Genomic DNA, 17,990 nt, shown 5'->3' on the forward strand with positions numbered 1-17,990 from the left:
ACTCCCACCATCTCCTTCCTCCTGTATCTCGGTCCAACCGATCATACAGGATCATTGAATGGGGGTGGGTCCATTTTACATTATCGCGAACCTTCCAAGTGGGCCCACTTTACTTTATCATTCACAACAATAGGATAACTTTTGATGCATTAACTCTTGCCTCTAGTATACCAAGGCTTGTTTTTCGAGGGGCCCTTGGAATGGGGAAAACTACTCTTTCAAAGCGGCTTTGCCATGAGATGGCTCGTAAGATGAAAGATGATCCGTCACAAAAACTTCCTGTTCTCGCTTTCCTTAGTACAGCACGGGATGAAAGAAACCACAAGGTCACCAAAATTATTGCTGACGCTGCGAGAGAATCATTTCACAGCCTTGAAAACTTCCCAGTTGAAGAAGTTAATTGGGTACTTGATGGTTTCGATGAAATTGAGTCATCAAATCTTCGGGAGAGAATACTAGAATGGTGCACTGCTCCTGAAAATAGTGAAACCAACATTATTCTAAGTTCAAGACCATCTATTATTCCTCCATATGTTCCTGGATTAACGCCAGTCGCCTTATTGCCCTTTAGTTCTTCTCAGATAAAGGCATTTATTGAACGATTTCCGTGGCGCAAACCATCAGGGGCGGATCAATTATTAACCGTTTTGGAAAAGACGCCTGACTTGTTTAATCTTGCCCAATCTCCATTGCTGCTCACACTTATAACAATTCTGTCCCAATATATTGGACCAGAGAGACTTCCAAAAAGAAAAGAGGAGATTTATCGTGTTCTCGTAAAACTTCTCACGGGTGATTGGGATTTTGCGAAGGGAGTTGAAAGACCTCAGACGATTCAAGAAGTAGATCTAAGGCTGGCTATTCTAAGAAGAACAGCATACGCTCTCTACTCTATGAAGAAGAGATCTTTTACAAAGAATGAATTCGTAACTCTAGTGACCAATTCTATACCAGCAAGTTTTATTGACCATAGAACCTCTTTAGATTTCCTGGATGATTTGATTAGAGATTGCATTATTATTCCGTTATCACGGGAAGAATTTGGGTTTTTCCATTTTTCTATCCAGGAATATTTGGCTGCTGAAGAGCTTGCGCAGGATATCACTACTGAGCGCGTGGTTAATGCTATTCAAGAATATTTTCGATCTGATGGATGGTGGGAAGAAACACTTGTCTTTTATGCGGGGATCAAGCGAGATGTAAGTGTCTTGATAAATGAATTGCACAGAAACCTTACTACAAAAATAGCAGGCGGAGATACACCTCATCAGAGTTTGGTCCGTTTGCTCAGAAGGTGGTTTGATGTTGCAGACTTTACAAAGCTCGACTCATTAAATCCGCGTGGTTCAGTGGCCAAGGCATTAACGATTCTAAACGTTGGAGCCGGAATTGTGCCTTGGGAAAAATATGGCAGGATATAGTGTTGAACTGACTTGCATCATATTTTTAATGGGTTTTTCGTCAGCCCATTTCTCCGGAAAAATTACATCACTTCCCAAGCCGCATTGTAAGCCTCCGTCACATCTTCCTCGCCAAAATTCAGATCCCCATTCACCACCGCCGCCACCTGCACCCCGGTCCCATACTTGGCGATGACGCTGTGCAGCTCGGCCCCGCCGTTCTTGCTCCCCCGAAAGTAGCCCCCTTCATCATTCTTTTTCCCATTGATTCCCCAATAGCATACGGGTATCATCCTCGGTATATTTAGCGGCCGAGGCCGTTTACATCCAGGAACACAAATGAAAAAAGTTTGGATCGGCTGGAGCGCGGTTTTATTCAGCCTGTTTCTCATAACGGGGTGTGGAAGCCTTTCGCAAGGATCGGCGGAAAACACCGATCCCGCCGCGCCGATCGTGACCGGCGTAAGCCCATCCGAGGCAAAAGTCGGAGAACAAATCCGGGTGACGGGAGAGCGGTTCGGAACCGGCCAGGGAAACAGCAGCTTGATCGTCGGCGGCGCGGCGGCGACGCAGATCGTGAGTTGGAGCGACACGGAAATTCTCGCCGTCGTGCCCGCGGACGCGTCGAGCGGATCGGTGAAGGTGGTGATCGACGGAGCGGAAAGCAGCCCCGGGTTTCTGGCGGTCTTGTGGAGCCAAGAAAATCCGGAGAATGTGGCGATCTCGGCGGCGGCGAGCGACCAACAATCTCCCCAAGCGGTCTCCGACGGAATCGGCGGAATGATCATCGCCTGGATGGATATTCGCAGCGGGACGCATTTCGATCTCTACGCCCAGCGCGTGAACGGAAGCGGGGCGGTGCAATGGACGAGTGACGGTGTCCCCATCTCGACCGCGGCGGGGAGCCAACAGCACCCGCAGATCATCTCGGACGGCGCCGGCGGCGCCATCATCACCTGGCAAGATGGCCGCGATGGAAATTTAGACATCTATGCCCAGCGGATTAATAGAGACGGCGTCGTGCAATGGGCTGTCGATGGGATCGCCGTCGCGGCAGGGGGGCACTCCGAGTTGTCCCCCCAGATCGTCCCGGACGGCGCCGGCGGCGCCATCCTCGCCTGGCAGGATGATCGCAACGGAAAAATAGATGTCTATGCGCAGCGGGTCGATGCGAACGGAGCCGTCCAGTGGGCCGCCGGGGGTGTCGCCGTCTCCAACGCGGCGGCGAACAAGATCTTTTTCCGCTTGATCCCTGATGGCGCCGGAGGGGCCGTCCTCGTCTGGCAAGACGATCGGGGCGGAGATTGGGACCTCTACGCGCAGCGGATCAATCGAAACGGATCGGTCCGATGGTCCGCCGCCGGCGTCGCTGTTTCCATTGCGGCGAATACCCAGGGCGCGCCTCAGCTCGTTTCGGACGGCACAGGCGGGGCGATTGTCGTCTGGCAGGATGATCGCGATGGAGCGTGGGACGTCTACGCGCAGCGGGTGAATGGAAGCGGAATAGCCGCGTGGACCGCCGACGGGGTGATCATTTCCAATGCGGCCAATGACCAACTCGCTCCCCGGTTGGTGTCGGATGGCGCGGGCGGGGCGATCATCACCTGGCAGGATGGTTCCGGCCAAACCGTTTTTGATGTACGCGCCCAGCGGGTCGACGGGAGCGGGGCGGCACATTGGGCCGCCGGCGGTGTTGTCATCTCCTCCGCCCCCGACATTCAGGGGATGCCTCAGTTGGCGACCGACGGCGCCGGTGGGGCGATCATCGCGTGGCAGGACCTTCGCAGCGGGCGTTGGGATATTTATGCCCAGCGGGTGAATGGGAGCGGAGAGGCGCAATGGAGCATCGACGGCGTTGCGATCTCCACCGCGCCGGGCGACCAGAAAGTCCCCCTGCTGATCTCGGACGGCGCCGGCGGCGCGGCCGCCGTCTGGGAAGATGCTCGCAATGGAACCGACGCGGTCCCGAGTTGGGACATCTACGCCCAGGGAATCAGCGCCGCCGGAAAACAATAAAAGCAATGCCTGTACCTGTACAAGAAGTTTCATTCCCCGGGGGTTGAAGTTGTCGGATCATTCTGCTTAAACTAAAAAAAGTACGGCTGAAACTGCGGAGGGTTGAATCTCAATGGAGGGAAGATCCTGGATGAAATGGCCCGGGAGATTCAACATCCTCAGGGGGAGCCCGTCTCGTAAGATCGGTTATGCCCTTGCCGTTTTGGCGACCGGATCGGCGCTGTTTATCAAACTGGCGATCGGCACCTTAATCGAGTCGCCCCCTTTTCTTCTTTTCTTTGCAGCGGTCATGATCAGCTCCTGGTACGGCGGTCTCGGACCGGGTCTGCTGGCGACGTTCCTGGCGACAATGGCCGACGTGTACTTCTTTTTTCTTCCCTCTCAAGCATTTGAGGTAAAAAGTCTCGATATTCTGATGGTCGGCTTATTTGTGTTGGAGGCGGTGATCATCAGCGTGTTGAGCGAGGTGCGGCTTTCGGCCCTGCGGCAAGCCGGAGAGCTCAACCGTCTCAAATCCCAATTCCTCTCGATTGTTTCCCACGATCTTCGCACGCCGCTGAATGCCATCATCGGCTACAGCAGCCTCTTAAGAGATCCGCGCGTGAGTGAGAACGTCGCCAAACGGGAAGAGATGCTCGAAAGAATTCACCAGAATGCCCGGATACAGCTGAGTTTGATCACTGATGTGCTGGACCTCAGCCGAATTGAAACCGGAAAGATCGCGATTGAAACGGAGCAGGTCGATCTCTCCGAGCTGATTCGGGAGATCCTTAATATGTTGGAACCGCTGGGGACGGAAAAAGGGCTGGTCGTCGACTTTGTTGAAGATCCGACCGCGCCCGCGATCCGGACCGATCGCGGGAAGGTGAGACAGATCTTCACCAATTTGATCGGCAACGCCATCAAGTTTACAGAACAAGGATCGATCCGGATCCGGGTCATTCACCATCTTTCCCAAGAGGCGGTTTCCGTGGAGATCACAGACACCGGAATCGGAATCTCCGAAGAAGATCTTCCCCATATTTTTGAGCCGTTCTATCAGGCCCCTGCTTTTAAAGAGGCGTATGGTCCAGGCACGGGACTGGGGCTGTCGATTGTAAAGCGCTTTGCCGATCTTCTCGGAGGAAGCGTCGAAGTCGTCAGCAAACCGGGCGCCGGCTCCACCTTTACCGTCCGCTTCCCATACGATCTGCCGGCCTAATCTTTTAATTTTTGTTTTCATTCCTCATTGAACTTCATCTCCTGTTGCAGGGACCTGCGGACGGCTCCAATTGCTCGACGCTCATTTCTTGATCGCCGTCGGCAAAAGCTCCCTTCAGCAGGTTGATGTCGTCGAACTGATTCCCGAAGTCGGCATAGAAAGTATCGCCGACGCGGCGGTAGATCCCGTAGCCGCGCGTTACGATCGGATTGGCGTTTCCGGAGACATGAACGTCTTTTTGTCGGAAGATGGAGCCGGGGACGGTCAGGTTGAACGGGATGGCGCTGTGGACGAATTCGAAGGCGTTCTCCTCGTCGCTCACCCGGCCGATGTTGATCAGCGGGCAAAGATATGATTTAAAGCGCTCCATCCTCGGATCGTTTTCTCGATGTCCCAATGCGCCGCACCGCATGATCGGTGTTTCGAATTCTCCGACCAGCCCCATATGAGGGACAATATCGGTGGTCGTTTCATCCAGCGGGAGGATCGGATTGTTCAGCGCCACCATCCGGATCTGATCGTTGGCGTAGCTGTATGTTCCGGAGAAGGAAACATCCTGGCCGGTATCGAGGGTGATGTAGACGTTAAAGCTCCCGTCCGACCGGAAATCGAAGTAGTAGGTGAGCTGCGAATTGCTTCGGCCGCAGACGAAGATCACGTCGAACGGCTGATTGGGTGTAAAAGGGAAGAGGCGATCGATCTCGTTCTGCACCGCTTGTTGATTGCCCCCGCCCGCGCCTCCGCCGTTGCCGCCGGAGCCGCCGCTTCCGCATCCGGATAAAAAAAATCCGATGAGCAATATGATACTGATCCGCCGCTTCACCATTTTTCTCCTCCCCGCCGATCGGCGCGTCGTGAACTTTCCCCATGGCTTGTCTTAGCAAGGGGGATGCCGGAGATTTTTCCGGCCGGGGCAGTGTTTTTAAGAGTTCTTTTTGTATGAGAAGGGGGGGAATCCCGGCTTCCGGAAGGAACCGGTTCCGGTTTCCGGAACGGCGCTCAATCGATCGGGAAGCGTCCTGACTATTTTGGATTCAGCGACGGTGATGCGCGTTTTACCTGCTCGATCATCCCTCAAAACTGAGCAATATTGACCAGACCCCATTCTATCTTACAGGCATAATAGGCATCGGTAAGATCACAATGAAACAAGGAGACCCCATGAGCATAAAAAAGATTGGATTTCTTTCCGTGTTTCTGATTGCATTGTCCATGCTCGCCGGCTGTTATGGCAAGGCGGGGCCCGTCTCGGACATACCTCATTTTACTTCCCCCTCCGGCTGGCCCAGCGCGGCCGCCGCGGAAAAGAACAATGAAGGCGTCGGCCACCTTATTCAGTCCCATTGGGACGTCGCCGCTCCGATTTTTAAAGAGGCGATTGATCTCTCCGCCAATTTTCCTGAGCCCTATTTTAATCTGGGGGTCGCTTTAGACGGGATGGGGAAACACGATGAGGCGAAGGTCGCATTCCAAAGTGCGAAAAAGTTCGGGGCGGACGACCCGAGAATCGTAAAGAGTGAAATTTTAATGAAGCATCTTAAAATGTAATTTTCTTGTCAAAATGACGTTCGTGGCATAGGAGATTCGACTCGGTCTCTCCTATGCCACGAACGGGCCCTGTGGAGGGCGATGCTCTCCGCAATCCCTACTCGCCCTATCCCGTATTCCGCATCCCCGTCGCGATACAATTGATCGTCAGCAGGATGGCATGAATCAGCTCTTCGCGCTCTTTTTTTTCGAGTTTTTGCGTGCGGAGCTTCTCGATCAGGTTGACCTGAATGTAGTTGATCGGATCGAGGAAGGGGGTCCGGAGGCGGATCGAGCGTTGGAGGGAGGGATCGTTGTCGAGGATCTCGTTTTGCCCCGTGATCTGCCTGATCATTTCCACCGTCAGATCGTACTCTTTTCGGATCCGCCCGAAAATCGCCTTTCGCAGGCGCGGATCGGAGACGAGCTCGGCGTAGTGCTGGGCGATGTGCATGTCGGCTTTCGCCAGGGTCATCTGCATGTTGTCGATCAGGTTGTTGAAAAAAGGCCAGGTCCGGTACATTTCCGCCAGGAGCGGGCCGTTGGCCGCGGGGTCGCGATCGACGAACGCTTTGAATGCCGTTCCGAGCGGATACCAGGTGCCGATCATCTGCCGGCTCTGCGTCCAGGAGAAGATCCAGGGGATGGCGCGCAGATCCTTCAGCGATTTGGCCTGGGAGCGGTAGGCCGGCCGCGAGCCCATCTTCAAGAAGCCAATTTCGGAGATCGGGGTCGATTCCTGAAAATACCGGTAGAGATCGGGGTGGCCGACCAAATCGCGATAGCGCCGATAGGCGGCCTGAGAAAGTTCTTCCAACGCCCCCTGGAAGCGGGCCATCCGCTCTGCATCGATATGAGAGGGGGCCGGGCCGAAGGTCGCTTTGAGAACGCCGGTGATCAATAATTCAAGCTGGTGCGACGCGGTTCCCTGGTTGGCGTACTTCGACGAAATGACCTCTCCCTGCTCCGTGATCTTGATCCGGCCTTCGACGGTGTGCGGCGGCTGCGCCAGGATGGCCCGATGGGTGGGGCCGCCCCCGCGGCCGACCGTTCCGCCGCGGCCGTGAAAAAGGGTCAGCGCGATCCCCTCTTTCCGGGCGATCTCCCAAAGATGGATCTGGCTTTTGTAGAGGCCCCAACTGGCGGTGAGCATCCCCGAATCTTTGCTGCTGTCGGAGTAGCCGAGCATGATCTCCTGCCGTCGGCCGCGGGCGCGGAGCTGCAGCCGATAGACCGGATTTTTCAGCAGGCCGGTCAGGATCGCCGGCGCGGCCCGCAGGTCCTCGACAGTCTCGAAGAGGGGGGCGATGTCGATCTTGCTCCGGAAGCCGCCGTCGGGGGTGGGGCCGCAGAGACCGGTCTCTTTCGCCAGGAGGAGGACGGCGAGGATATCGCTCATGCCAGAGGCCATGCTGATGATGTAGCTGCCGACGGCGTCGGGACCGAGCGCTCCCATGATTTTCTTCATCGTCGCGAAGGTGTCGATCACCTCCTGGTTTTCGGGAGAGAGGGTCCAGTGCGGGGAGAGCAGAGGGCGCATCGTCATCAGCTCGCGGGTGAGGATCTCGACCTTTTTTTCCTCGTCTCCGGAGAGGAAGCCGGGATAGAGCTTGACCCGGTTGAAGATCTCGGCGATTGTCTCGCGGTGGCGGGAGGCATCCTGGCGGATGTCGAGACGGGCGAGGTGAAAGCCGAAGACGCGGATGCGGGAGAGCATCGTGTCGATCTCCATCTCCGCGGGCCGGGCCCCTCGGTGGCGGGTCAGGCTCTCGCGCATCACCTCCAGATCGGCCGCGAACGCGTCGGCGTCTCGATAACTGCGCGCCGGCGGCGCACCGTCGTGGATCTCCTCGCGGAGGCGCCGGTCGAGCTCGCGCTGCGTCTCTTCCAGCTTCAGCTTCATAAAGCCGATCTTCTGGCGGTAGGGCTCGTGCAGATTCCTTGAGCGGATCCGTTTTGCCGCCTCGGGAAAGAGGACCGCATCCGCTTCGACCGACTGAAGCAGCGTGTCGGAAACGCCGACCAGGTGGCGTGAAGGGCTGAGACTGACGACCAGTTGGTCGAGCGATTCGCGGTAGAGCCGGAAAATTAGGTCCTTGTGGGTAAGGACCGTCCACTCGGTGTCTTCCGCTTTGACGAAGGGATTTCCGTCCCGGTCGCCGCCGACCCAAGAGCCGAACCGCAGGAAGGGGGGGAGGTGGGAATCGACCGGGATCCCCTTTTTCCGGAAGTGGTCCCGCAGCTCCCCGTAGAGCCTTGGGATCACGTCATAAAAGGTCTCTTTGAAGTAGAAAAGGATGTTCTGGACTTCCTCCCGGACGGTCGGCCGCTCCAGATGGATGTCTCCCGTCTGCCAGAGAAGCGTGACCATATTGTAGATTTCCCGCTCGATCGCCCGCCGCTCCCGCGGAGTCCAGATCGGATTCTCCAGCCGGAAGATCAAAAGATAGATCGCCCGGTATTTCTCCAGGATCGTCTGCCGCTTCGCTTCCGTCGGGTGCGCGGTCATGACCGGCATGATTTCGATTTCACCCAGCCGGGCCAGCTGTTTGGCGAGCGTCGGGCGGGTCCGCTCGGAAAAGTAATGCGGGAGCGCCCCTTCGACAAAGCCCCCCCGCCGCTCCTCGTCGCGCCGCGCCTGCATGGCATCGTTCTCTTCGGCCACGTTGAGAAGGTTGAACGACAGATCGAAGGCGGAGACCACCTGCGTGCAGGTCGGAAGATCGAGCCGGTCGATCATCCGCAGGAGCTTTTTTTCGAGCTTCGGATCGTAGCGGTCGCGCAGCTTCCGGCAGATTCCCCGGAGTAGATCGACCCGGCCGACCAGCGACTCCCCCCCCTGCTCCAGCAGGACATCCCGGAAAATATCCTCCAGATAATCGACGCCCGCCTGAACGGGGCGGAGCGGGGCCTTCATCGCGGGGGTTGATTTGGGTCCTTTGTGTTGGGGCAATTTGGCCATGGGGGTAAATTTAACAGCCTTTTGTCCTGGAATCAAGAAGTTCCGGCAGCTGTAGCGGGAGCCGTTTCGGACGTAAAATCGCATTGACTTCTTCTCGACGGCTTCTTTAGGATATCGGGGCGGATCGGCCCGCCGTCTTAAATCGGATCGGCGCCGCCTAACATCATCAGGAAAATTTTTGCCGTGTTTCTCGAAGAGAATGAAATCATTCAGACGTTGAAGTCCTTTCCTCCGAACGAGGTCTATTTTGTCGCCCCGGAGCGTTTTGTCAGGTCGGGGTATCAATATCATCATCAAAGACGGCTGACGGGATACCTTTGGGACAAGGGGGCTTCCGTCCTGGCCGCTTTCGTCCAGGGGACGCGGCGCTACGCCGTCCTCTTCTCCATAGAGGAAGGGGCGTTGCGCTTTTCCTGCGACTGCCCCGCCTGGACGGCCGCGTCGAACTGCAAACATGTCATCTGCGCTTTGATGACGACCCTCCATCTTCTTTCGAACAATCTCTTTAAGCTTCCGGGGGCGCAAGAAGAATATCTCGCCCCGCTGAGGGAGGCGCTGCTGAACGTTCGGGAAGCGCCCTCCCCCTCGGGTTCGAAGAGAAGAGCCCCCGTCTACGAGATCGTGATCGGAAAAGAAAAAGGCGGCCCGACCCTTTCCATTCGGAAAAACGGAAGCCGTCTTCTCTCTCCATGGGGGGTACCAGCGGAGCTGGCGCGGTTCGTTTCGCATTACGACGGTTACGTTTCCCCTTTCTTGATGGAGCAGTTCGAGGGGTATTTGAAGAAAGAAGGAAACCGCCATCCGATCTTCTTCCGGACGGGAAAAGGGGAGGAGCGGGTTGAGTGGAGCCCTTCGACCGCCTATCGGGGGAAAACGGAGATGGACGCCACGGAGAAGGGGGTGACGATCCGGGCTGTCTGTTTCCGGGATGGAAAGGAGGTCGTCCCCTTCGCCCGGTTCGGGGGGGTGGTGGTCGATCTCAATGAGAAGCGGCTCGTGCATCTTCCTCACGCCGACGGCTGGGAGGTTTTTAAAACCTTGCGTAAGCGCTTCCATCGCGCCGGTCCGGTTTGGAGCGGCGATGAAGTGTTCGACGACGAGGAGACCGGCGTCTCTTTCGAGGTTTCCCATCCCCTCTTCGAGGCGGCCCAGATCAACATCGCCGATTCGGACCGTGAAAAGATCTTCGACCGTCTTCTCCTGAAGATCGACGGCGAGGCGGTTTCTCCTCTCCCCGCGAAACATGCCTACGCGATGACGATCGATCCGAAAGGAGGGGACGACGACCGTCTGATCCTCCGCGCGGAATGCCGTCCGGGGGAATCGAATGGCCTGGGTCATAAAGCGGCCGCCAGCGGCCTCAGAAATGGGGCGGCCCCCGGGGAGGCGACGACGATTCCCCTCTTCGAGTTTTTCACCGTCTTGGAGCAGGGGCGCGAAATTTCCCAAGCGCTCCGGGCGCAAAAGAGAAAGACGGTTCTCTACGATCTTTTTTTCAAGCTCCTCCCGATCCGGACGAAAGGAGAAGCGGAAAAGCTTCTCCGTGAATCGCTTGCGGGGAACGATTTTAAAAAGCATGCGATCAAATCGGAAGCGAAGCAAATCCTGCGGTACTTCTTATCCCTTTACTTGCGGCCCGAGGTTCGCCTGCGGTTTTATGATGGGAGGTGGCGCATCGTCTCGGTCGACAAATCGAAAGAGGCCCTTCTCTATCGGATTCCGTACGATCTGTTCGGTCCGGAGGTGTTCAGAGGGATGGCCGTCCCGAACGAGATGTCGCTTCCGCCCCTTGCGCTGCACACCGGTCTTTCCGAACTATACGCCCGGTTCAAGGAGGCGGGGATCGCCCTTTTCTACGACAAAAAAGGGGTCGAGGCGTCGCGGTGGGAGTTTTCGTTCGACGCCCGGCGCGCCTCCGGAATCGACTGGTTCGAGATCAAGCCGGAGATCCGATGCGACGGGTCCCTGATCGACGAGACGGTTTGGCGGAAGGCGCTCGACCGGCGCGGGGTGGTGGAGAAAGAGGGGGTCGTCCGGATCCTCGATTCGAATTCGCGGGAGATCTTGGAGCGCCTGGCCGCCATTTACCGGCCGGAGAAGCGGGGGAGAAAGGAGATCATCCGTGTCCCGAGACTTCAGATTCTCGACTGGATCGCGCTCCGAAGAGCGGGGGTGAAGGTCACCCTCTCCGAAGCGGACGAGGCGTTGATCGCGCGGCTGACCCGATTCGAGCGGATCGAGGAGACCCCGCTCCCGGAGCGGCTGGCGGCGACGCTGCGGCCCTATCAAAAGGCCGGGTATCACTGGCTCGCCTTTCTCTACCGGAACCGTTTCGGCGCCTGCCTCGCCGACGATATGGGATTGGGGAAGACCCTCCAGGCGATCAGCCTTCTGGCGGGGATTCGGGAGGGAAAGATCGATGCCCCGGAAAAGGGGCCGTCCCCCGGAGGCCCGCATCTGCCCGAAGGCCCGCATCTGGTGGTTGTCCCGCCGAGTCTCCTCTTCAACTGGGAGAACGAGGTCGCCCGGTTCTACCCCGACCTGAAGATCCATTCTTATACCGGCGCGGCGCGAAGCGCGGCGTTCGACGGCGCCGATATCGTTCTCACCACTTACGCCTTGGTCCGAAGGGAGATCGAGACGTTGGGGAAGATCCCTTTCCACGTCATCCTTTTCGACGAGGCCCAGGCGGTGAAGAACATTCATGCCGACACCACCGGCGCGGTCCGGCGATTGACGGGGGCGTTCAAGGTGGTGATGACCGGAACCCCGCTTGAGAATCATCTCGGAGAATATTATTCGATCCTCGATCTGGCCCTTCCCGGCCTCTTGGGGGAATACGACGATTTCAGGGCGGAGACCAATGGCCCAGGGAAAGGAGCGGCCACCCGGCGGGAGGGGTCGCCCTCCTTGGATCTGCTGCTGCGCCGGACCCGGCCGTTCGTCCTCCGGCGGACGAAGGAGGAGATCCTGAAAGAGCTTCCCCTCAAAACCGAGATCGACGTCTACTTGGAATTGACCGACCCTCAGAAGCGCCTCTACCAGGCGACCGTCGCGCAGATCCGATCGGCGATCGACGACGCCTACCGGAGCAAGACCGAGGCGCAGGCGAAGATTATCGCCCTCACCGCCTTGCTGAAGTTGCGCCAGATCTGCGTCTCTCCCCGGCTCCTGGCGCCGACGCTTGAAGGGCGCTTTCCGAAAATCGAGTTTTTGATCGGCCGCCTCAACGAGTTGCTCGAAGCGGGCCACAGCGCCCTCGTCTTCTCGCAGTTCACCTCTTTCCTCGATCTGGTGGAGGAGGCGCTCCACCGCGAGGCGATTCCCTACGCGCGGCTCGACGGGAGCACCGCCGTCGGCAAGCGGAAGGCGCTGGTGGAGGGGTTTCAGAAGGGGGAAGGGGCCTCCGTTTTTCTCCTCAGTCTCAAGGCGGGGGGGCAGGGGCTTAATTTGACGAAGGCCTCTTACGTCTTCCATCTCGATCCCTGGTGGAACCCGGCCGTCGAAGATCAGGCCTCCGATCGCGCCCACCGGATCGGACAGGAGAAGAAGGTCTCGATCACCCGCATCTTGATGCGGCATACGATCGAGGAGAAGATGATGGCGCTCAAAGAGAAGAAGCGCGCCCTCTACCGGGCGGTCATGGGAGAGACGGCCCGGGCCGGAAAGGGGTTCTCTATCTCGAAAGCCGATTTCGATTTTCTGCTGGGGCCGTAGAGGGGACCGCCGTCGGAAGGCGTTCGAACCGTCGCGCCTCCCGGGCCGCCCCGCCGGCGGTGATCGAGAAAAAAGGACGGACCGGAACGCCGGCGGATCGGAGGGCCTTCGCCGTCCAGACGTTGCTCGTTTTGAAGAGGTGATATTTTTCGTTCGAGAGATAGAAGCGGCTCTCGCCGTAGAGGCCCGGCCCGGCCACAATTGGGTGCTCCTTCTCGTCGTGCCGGTAGCTGTTGTGGACCGTTTTGCAGAGTTGTTCGAAACCGGGGAGGGAGAGATCGATCCGGATGATCTCGCTTTCCGGAAAGAAGGCCTCGATCGGATCGCTGAAGCCGACGATGTGGAGCACGCTCGCCGTCGGCCAGAAGAGCGCCTTGAAAGCATACCAGAGATTGAAGCCGGGGGCCATGTAGTAATCTTTGTCCCCCCAGCCGACTTCGAGATATCGCGCGTCGGGAAAGTCGCGGCTTTCCGGCCAGACCTCCACCGGGATATCTTGTTTTTCGACGACGAAGCTCGCATGCCAGCCGTTGTTCACGACGTAGACCGGTTTGGTGGGGTCGCCCGCTTCGGGCGGAAAGAGCCCTTTCGGCGGCGAGGCGCAGGCCGAGAGGGAAAAGAAAATGATGATGAGGATGAGAAGCGATCCATTCCTGTTCATTGCAATCATCGATGCATCATGTTAGCGTATCGATACTCTAACCGTTTTTCCGGATTTGAATCAACGCCGCATCGCTCTGTTGACATCGGATCGGGATTGTCGATACGATCGCTCCCATATTATAAGGAGAGTCATGGCTGAACCAACCGAGACCCCTTCAGACAAACGTCCCACCGGATGGGCCTTCGCCGCCCAGATCGGCATTTCCATCGCCGTCCTCTCCGCCCTCATGGCGATCGGGGCGGGGTTCGGGAGCCGCTTTGAGCTCTGGCACTTCCGCACCGGGTTCTCGTTTCTTCAATGGGGGGCGATGGGGGGCGCGGCGGCGGCGATCGTCTCGCTGATCGCCCTCATCGGGCTCTGGCGCAGCGCCGGCTCCCGGAGGCAGATCGTCCTCGCGCTGCTCGGTTTTACCATCGGGATCACGATCTTCGCCATCCCGGTGCAGTGGATGATGACGGCGCGGCGCGTTCCGCCGATTCACGACATTACCACCGACACCGAAAATCCCCCGGAATTTGTGGCGATCCTCAAAATCCGCGAAGGGGCCCCCAACCCGGCCGAATACGGCGGTCCCGAGATCGCCGCGCAACAAAAAGAGGGCTACCCGGAGCTCGGCCCGATCGTCCTCCCGGTCCCCCCGGACCAGGCCTTCGACCGGGCGGTGGCGGCGGCGCGGTCGATGGAGTGGCAGATCGTCGATGCGAACAGGGAAGAGGGGCGGATCGAGGGGACCGACACGACCTTCTGGTTCGGTTTCAAAGACGACGTCGTCATCCGGATCACGCCGGCCGATCAGGGGAGCCGGATCGATGTCCGGTCGGTCTCCCGCGTCGGGCGAAGCGACGTCGGGACCAACGCCCGGCGGATTGAAAATTATCTCAAAAAATTGGAAAAATCGTAGGACGAGAAGAGACCGGACATTGACAGGGAGGAGATCGTTCGGTATATCGTGTAACAGTCAAGCTTGACCTCTATTCAGAGAGCCCCCTTCGTGAAGCAAATCTTCCTTCGATTGACGCCCCTTCTTTTTTCTCTCCCCTGGAAGGGGCTTCTTCTGACCCTTCTCTTTCTTTTTCCGTCCTTGGCTCTCTTCGGAGAAGAGTTCTCTCGGAGAGAGGGGGCGCCACCGTCCGCTCTCCTCGATTCGGTCCCCCTCCCCGCTCCATCGGATGCTCCGGATCGGCCAGCCTCCGGGATCAAAAAGGTCAAAAAGCCGCCGGCGAAAGAAAAATCTCCTCAAGCGTTGGAGGAAGAGGCGGCGCTGAGAAAGCGCGCCCGGCGGGCGGCCGATCGATATGCCCTTTCCAGCAAGACCCTCTTCGACCACATCCTGGCGCGGCATGGATTTAAATCGACCGTTCCCGGAAAGAGCCGCTTCGTGAAAGGTTTCGATGTCCGCGCCGGGATCGACTTTGTTTTGAAGAGCCCCGACGCCCGCATCCGGGCCAACACGGAGGGGCGTCCCGGATTTATTTTCGAAGCGACCTACCACAAGAAAATCGGCGTCAGCCCGGAGAAAAAACCGTTGAAGACATTGCGCGTCGTGATTGATGAGGCCGGCCGGGTCATCACCGCCTTCCCGGTGAAGTAGGATGGCGATCACTTTTGCGGTTGGAGAATCTCCTGAGAACGTTCACGATGAGGAGGCGCTTGTTTTCGAGCCGGAGCTGCGCAATTATTTCCGGCGGCTGTCGATCCAAATCGGAATCGCGCCGCCCGATCTGACGAACCTCGATCCGTATGGAGATACCCGTTTTGAAGGGGCGGGTCTCTTTCGTCTGGAGCGGGAGGTGGACGACCTCCGCTCGATCCTGGAAGCGCTTTACCGGAAGGGGGGGCTGGCGCCGTCGCTGGAGCCGCCGGAGATGATCGGCCTGGAGACCGAGCCGGAAGGAAAACCGTGCGGACGCAACGGCGTCCTTCAATTTCTAAAAGCGCTGAAGACCCTCTCTCAAAAAGCGCGGAAAGAAGGACGGCCGCTGCTGGCGATCGGAGACTGAGAAAAACCAATGAGGAATGGTTCCATTAGGAATGAGGAATCAAAGTCAAAAAAACGGAGTTTCCAATTCCTCATTCCCAGATTCTTAATTCCGAATTGGATTGATGTTTCCGTGCATTCTCGAAAAGAGTTCCCAGTCGAACGGCTTGGGGGTGATGCTGTGGAGCGGGATCGCTTCGACCGCTCCTTCCACCCGGCAGGCGAGGAGGCATCCGACCGCGCTCTCCGGCCGCTCCACCAGACGATGGAGCGTTTCATAGGCGAAGTGCTGCGCCAAGGTCCGGTCGATCGGCGTCGGCGGGGCGCCCCGCAGGGTGTGGCCGAGGATGGTCGCCTTCGTCGCGACCGTTAAGCGATAGTCCCCCTGCGCCGATCGCGCGGAGGGCCACTTCGCGATCGTCTGGGCGATGTAATCGACGAGCCCGTGGACTCCGCCGAGCGGGTGATGCCGGTGCGGTGTTTTTTCCGCGACGATGAAGAGATGGCTCTTGTTCGGCACCCCCATCGACCGCTTCAGATTTCCCAAGATCACCTGATCGATGTAGGCGTCCGGGTCGGGATGTTCGTTGACCAAGATCCCCTCGGCGCGGGCCTGATAAGCGCAGGCGAGCGCGAGATGGCCCGCCCCGGCCCCCATCACCTCGACGAAAAAGACGCTTCCCATCGCGGCGCTCGTCGCCTTGAGCGATTCGAGCGAATGGTTCGCCAGCGCGACCGCCGAGTGAAAGCCGAGCGAGGTCGTGCCGGCGAGGTTGTCGTCGATCGTCCCCGGCAGGCCGACGACCTGTACGCCGAACTTCTCAAAAAGAACGCGGGCTCCCCGGAGACTCCCGTCTCCCCCCATGACGACGAGGGCGCCGTTTTCGAGGTAGGGGGCCAGGTTCCGCATGACGACCCGTTGCACCTCTTCATCCTTGAAATCTTCGAAGCGGCTGCTCCCGATCGGGCTGCTGGCGACGCCGGCCATGCCGCGCATCTCCCGCTCGGTGAACTGCTCGATCCAGTTGTTCGCCAACCCTAAGAATCCGTGTCGGACGAAGTGAACGGCGATCCCGAGACGGTCGCCGCAGGCGCGCAGCTCCTTGAGCGCCGCCCCGGCGCCGGCGAAATCCCCCCCGGAAACCAGGGCGACGACCTGCCGGAGTTGATTCGGCCGGAGGGTGACCCGGCCGGCCCGCTCCCGCTCGACGCTGATCCAGGCCTCGCGCGCCGTCCGCTCCCGTTCGGAGAGGCCGACCGCGGTGGAGTAGCCGGAGAGCTGGCCGTTTTCATACGCGAGAAGAACGACGTTGTCCTGCCCCTCCTTGTATTCGCCGAACTCGGAGAAGGCCTCGTGAAACGGCCTCGGATCGAGATAGGTGATCAGCGCCCGGAGCGTCGAGCTGTGGGTGTAGAGCGAGGCGACCCCTCCCTGGTGGGATCGGGCGATCCGATGGATGCCGTCGACGACATCGACATAAAGATCAAAAAACGAATTTCCGCCGGGGTAACAATAGAGGGGGTTTTTTATCAGCCGCTTGGCGCTTTTCGCATCGACCCCGAAGGCGCGCCCCGCCTCTTCCGCCTCGGCGGCCTTTTCCAGACCGGTGACCCAGCCGAAGTCTTGCGACGCCAGCGCCGGGTCGACCGTTGCGGGTTGGACCTCCTGATCGTTCGAGATCAACGCTCCGGCGACCCGCTCAAAGAGTTGGCGGGTATTCGGGCTGCTGCTGATTAAATGTTTGAAACTCTTCGGGTCGAGGTAATTTTCCAGGTGAAGGAAGTCGAGCTGTTGGCCGACCACCCCCACCATCCGGGCGAGGGCGGCGCCGACGGCGTCGGCTTTCGGGATTCCTTTTCCTGATTCCAGCGTATTGGCGAGCCGGCAGCCGACGCGATGGGTTTTGCTTTCAACCCGGGAAACCCCATGCCGCATCGTAAACAAAAGGCTTCGGCCGGCCAGGTTGCGCGGGAGAAGCCAGAAGCGGTCGTCGCCGAGATCGAGGACGATTCGCCCCTCCGCCAGCTGCGGCGTCAGCTGCGTCCGCGGGACGATCGCCACCGGCCGGCGGCCGAGCGGCTTCTGAACCGAACCGATCGGGCCCCGTAGCAGCGGCGCGAGCCCTCCTTCGGCCAGAACGGCATTCCAGGCTGCGAAGAAAACGATGAGATCGCCGCCGCATCCTTCATCGATCAGAGATTGCCGCGCCGTCCGGTACGCTTCGGCGTCGGGACATCCCTGCTGCGCCCGATCGACGAAGGCCCTCACTTTCGGGATCGCCTCCCGGGCCGTGCGGACGCGATCGGCCGCGGCGGCAAGAGGAGGAAAGGTCGCCCCCTCGGGCGGGGTCCGTCTTGCCATCGCCTCACCGTAAGCGACCAGACCTTCCACCATAACGAAACGGAGTTCTTCCCTTTGAAAATCCATCGACGACCTCACGACAGGTTAATAGGTGTTATTGGAGGGGAGCAATAGTTTACAGCAATTAAAATGTAAGGATCAATACCCTTCTCTGGGGAGCGTA

13 protein-coding genes are annotated in these 17,990 nt (G+C 58.6%); 8 read left to right on the plus strand and 5 right to left on the minus strand.

Annotation, left to right across the window (positions count from 1 at the left end; genetic code table 11):
* The first annotated feature begins 98 nt into the window (after positions 1 to 98).
* Complete coding sequence (locus MNODULE_RS14655) at positions 99 to 1,421, plus strand: NACHT domain-containing protein (RefSeq protein WP_320412474.1); 1,323 nt, start codon at positions 99 to 101, stop codon at positions 1,419 to 1,421.
* Between the two features lie 62 nt (positions 1,422 to 1,483).
* Here the strand turns inward: MNODULE_RS14655 and MNODULE_RS14660 are convergent, their stop codons facing one another.
* Positions 1,484 to 1,693 (minus strand): hypothetical protein, encoded by a 210-nt coding sequence (locus MNODULE_RS14660; RefSeq protein ID WP_168061196.1) that lies wholly within the window; start codon positions 1,691 to 1,693, stop codon positions 1,484 to 1,486.
* Positions 1,694 to 1,739: 46 nt separating this feature from the next.
* Between MNODULE_RS14660 and MNODULE_RS14665 the strand changes: the two genes are divergently transcribed.
* The gene (locus MNODULE_RS14665; RefSeq protein WP_168061198.1) at positions 1,740 to 3,416 is read left to right on the plus strand and encodes an IPT/TIG domain-containing protein; all 1,677 of its coding nucleotides are present in this window, start codon (positions 1,740 to 1,742) and stop codon (positions 3,414 to 3,416) included.
* A 130-nt stretch (positions 3,417 to 3,546) separates the two neighbouring features.
* Entirely contained in the window at positions 3,547 to 4,617 is a 1,071-nt protein-coding gene (locus tag MNODULE_RS14670) for a sensor histidine kinase (RefSeq protein ID WP_168061200.1), read from the plus strand.
* 34 nt (positions 4,618 to 4,651) lie between these two features.
* Here MNODULE_RS14670 and MNODULE_RS14675 read toward each other — a convergent pair whose 3' ends face one another.
* Complete coding sequence (locus tag MNODULE_RS14675) at positions 4,652 to 5,443, minus strand: hypothetical protein (RefSeq protein ID WP_168061202.1); 792 nt, start codon at positions 5,441 to 5,443, stop codon at positions 4,652 to 4,654.
* 335 nt (positions 5,444 to 5,778) lie between these two features.
* Between MNODULE_RS14675 and MNODULE_RS14680 the strand changes: the two genes are divergently transcribed.
* Positions 5,779 to 6,165 carry a tetratricopeptide repeat protein gene (locus tag MNODULE_RS14680; RefSeq protein WP_168061204.1) on the plus strand — a complete coding sequence of 129 codons (387 nt, stop codon included), beginning with the start codon at positions 5,779 to 5,781 and terminating at the stop codon, positions 6,163 to 6,165.
* Positions 6,166 to 6,271: 106 nt separating this feature from the next.
* Here the strand turns inward: MNODULE_RS14680 and ppc are convergent, their stop codons facing one another.
* Complete coding sequence (gene ppc / locus MNODULE_RS14685; protein WP_168061206.1) at positions 6,272 to 9,190, minus strand: phosphoenolpyruvate carboxylase; 2,919 nt, start codon at positions 9,188 to 9,190, stop codon at positions 6,272 to 6,274.
* Positions 9,191 to 9,289: 99 nt separating this feature from the next.
* On the opposite strand from ppc, the gene MNODULE_RS25285 reads away from it, so the two are divergent.
* Positions 9,290 to 12,823, plus strand: a complete 3,534-nt coding sequence (locus MNODULE_RS25285) for an SNF2-related protein (protein ID WP_168061208.1) — start codon at positions 9,290 to 9,292, stop codon at positions 12,821 to 12,823.
* On the opposite strand, the gene MNODULE_RS14695 is transcribed toward MNODULE_RS25285, so the two are convergent.
* A complete protein-coding gene (locus MNODULE_RS14695; protein ID WP_168061210.1) occupies positions 12,783 to 13,493 on the minus strand; it encodes a DUF2459 domain-containing protein in 711 nt (236 codons plus the stop codon). The genes MNODULE_RS25285 and MNODULE_RS14695 overlap by 41 nt on opposite strands.
* 124 nt (positions 13,494 to 13,617) lie before the next feature.
* On the opposite strand from MNODULE_RS14695, the gene MNODULE_RS14700 reads away from it, so the two are divergent.
* The 3 genes from MNODULE_RS14700 (at position 13,618) to MNODULE_RS14710 (ending at position 15,487) form a co-directional block, all read left to right on the plus strand.
* Positions 13,618 to 14,388: a DUF1499 domain-containing protein gene (locus tag MNODULE_RS14700; RefSeq protein ID WP_168061212.1), complete on the plus strand. Its 771-nt coding sequence runs from the start codon at positions 13,618 to 13,620 to the stop codon at positions 14,386 to 14,388.
* Between the two features lie 90 nt (positions 14,389 to 14,478).
* Positions 14,479 to 15,078, plus strand: a complete 600-nt coding sequence (locus tag MNODULE_RS14705; RefSeq protein WP_168061214.1) for a hypothetical protein — start codon at positions 14,479 to 14,481, stop codon at positions 15,076 to 15,078.
* Position 15,079: 1 nt separating this feature from the next.
* Positions 15,080 to 15,487 (plus strand): hypothetical protein, encoded by a 408-nt coding sequence (locus MNODULE_RS14710; RefSeq protein ID WP_168061216.1) that lies wholly within the window; start codon positions 15,080 to 15,082, stop codon positions 15,485 to 15,487.
* An 84-nt stretch (positions 15,488 to 15,571) separates the two neighbouring features.
* Here MNODULE_RS14710 and MNODULE_RS14715 read toward each other — a convergent pair whose 3' ends face one another.
* Positions 15,572 to 17,893: a 6-phosphofructokinase gene (locus MNODULE_RS14715; RefSeq protein ID WP_168061218.1), complete on the minus strand. Its 2,322-nt coding sequence runs from the start codon at positions 17,891 to 17,893 to the stop codon at positions 15,572 to 15,574.
* Positions 17,894 to 17,990: the final 97 nt, after the last annotated feature.

It is taken from the genome of Candidatus Manganitrophus noduliformans (genome assembly GCF_012184425.1).
Lineage (GTDB): Bacteria > Nitrospirota > Nitrospiria > SBBL01 > Manganitrophaceae > Manganitrophus > Manganitrophus noduliformans.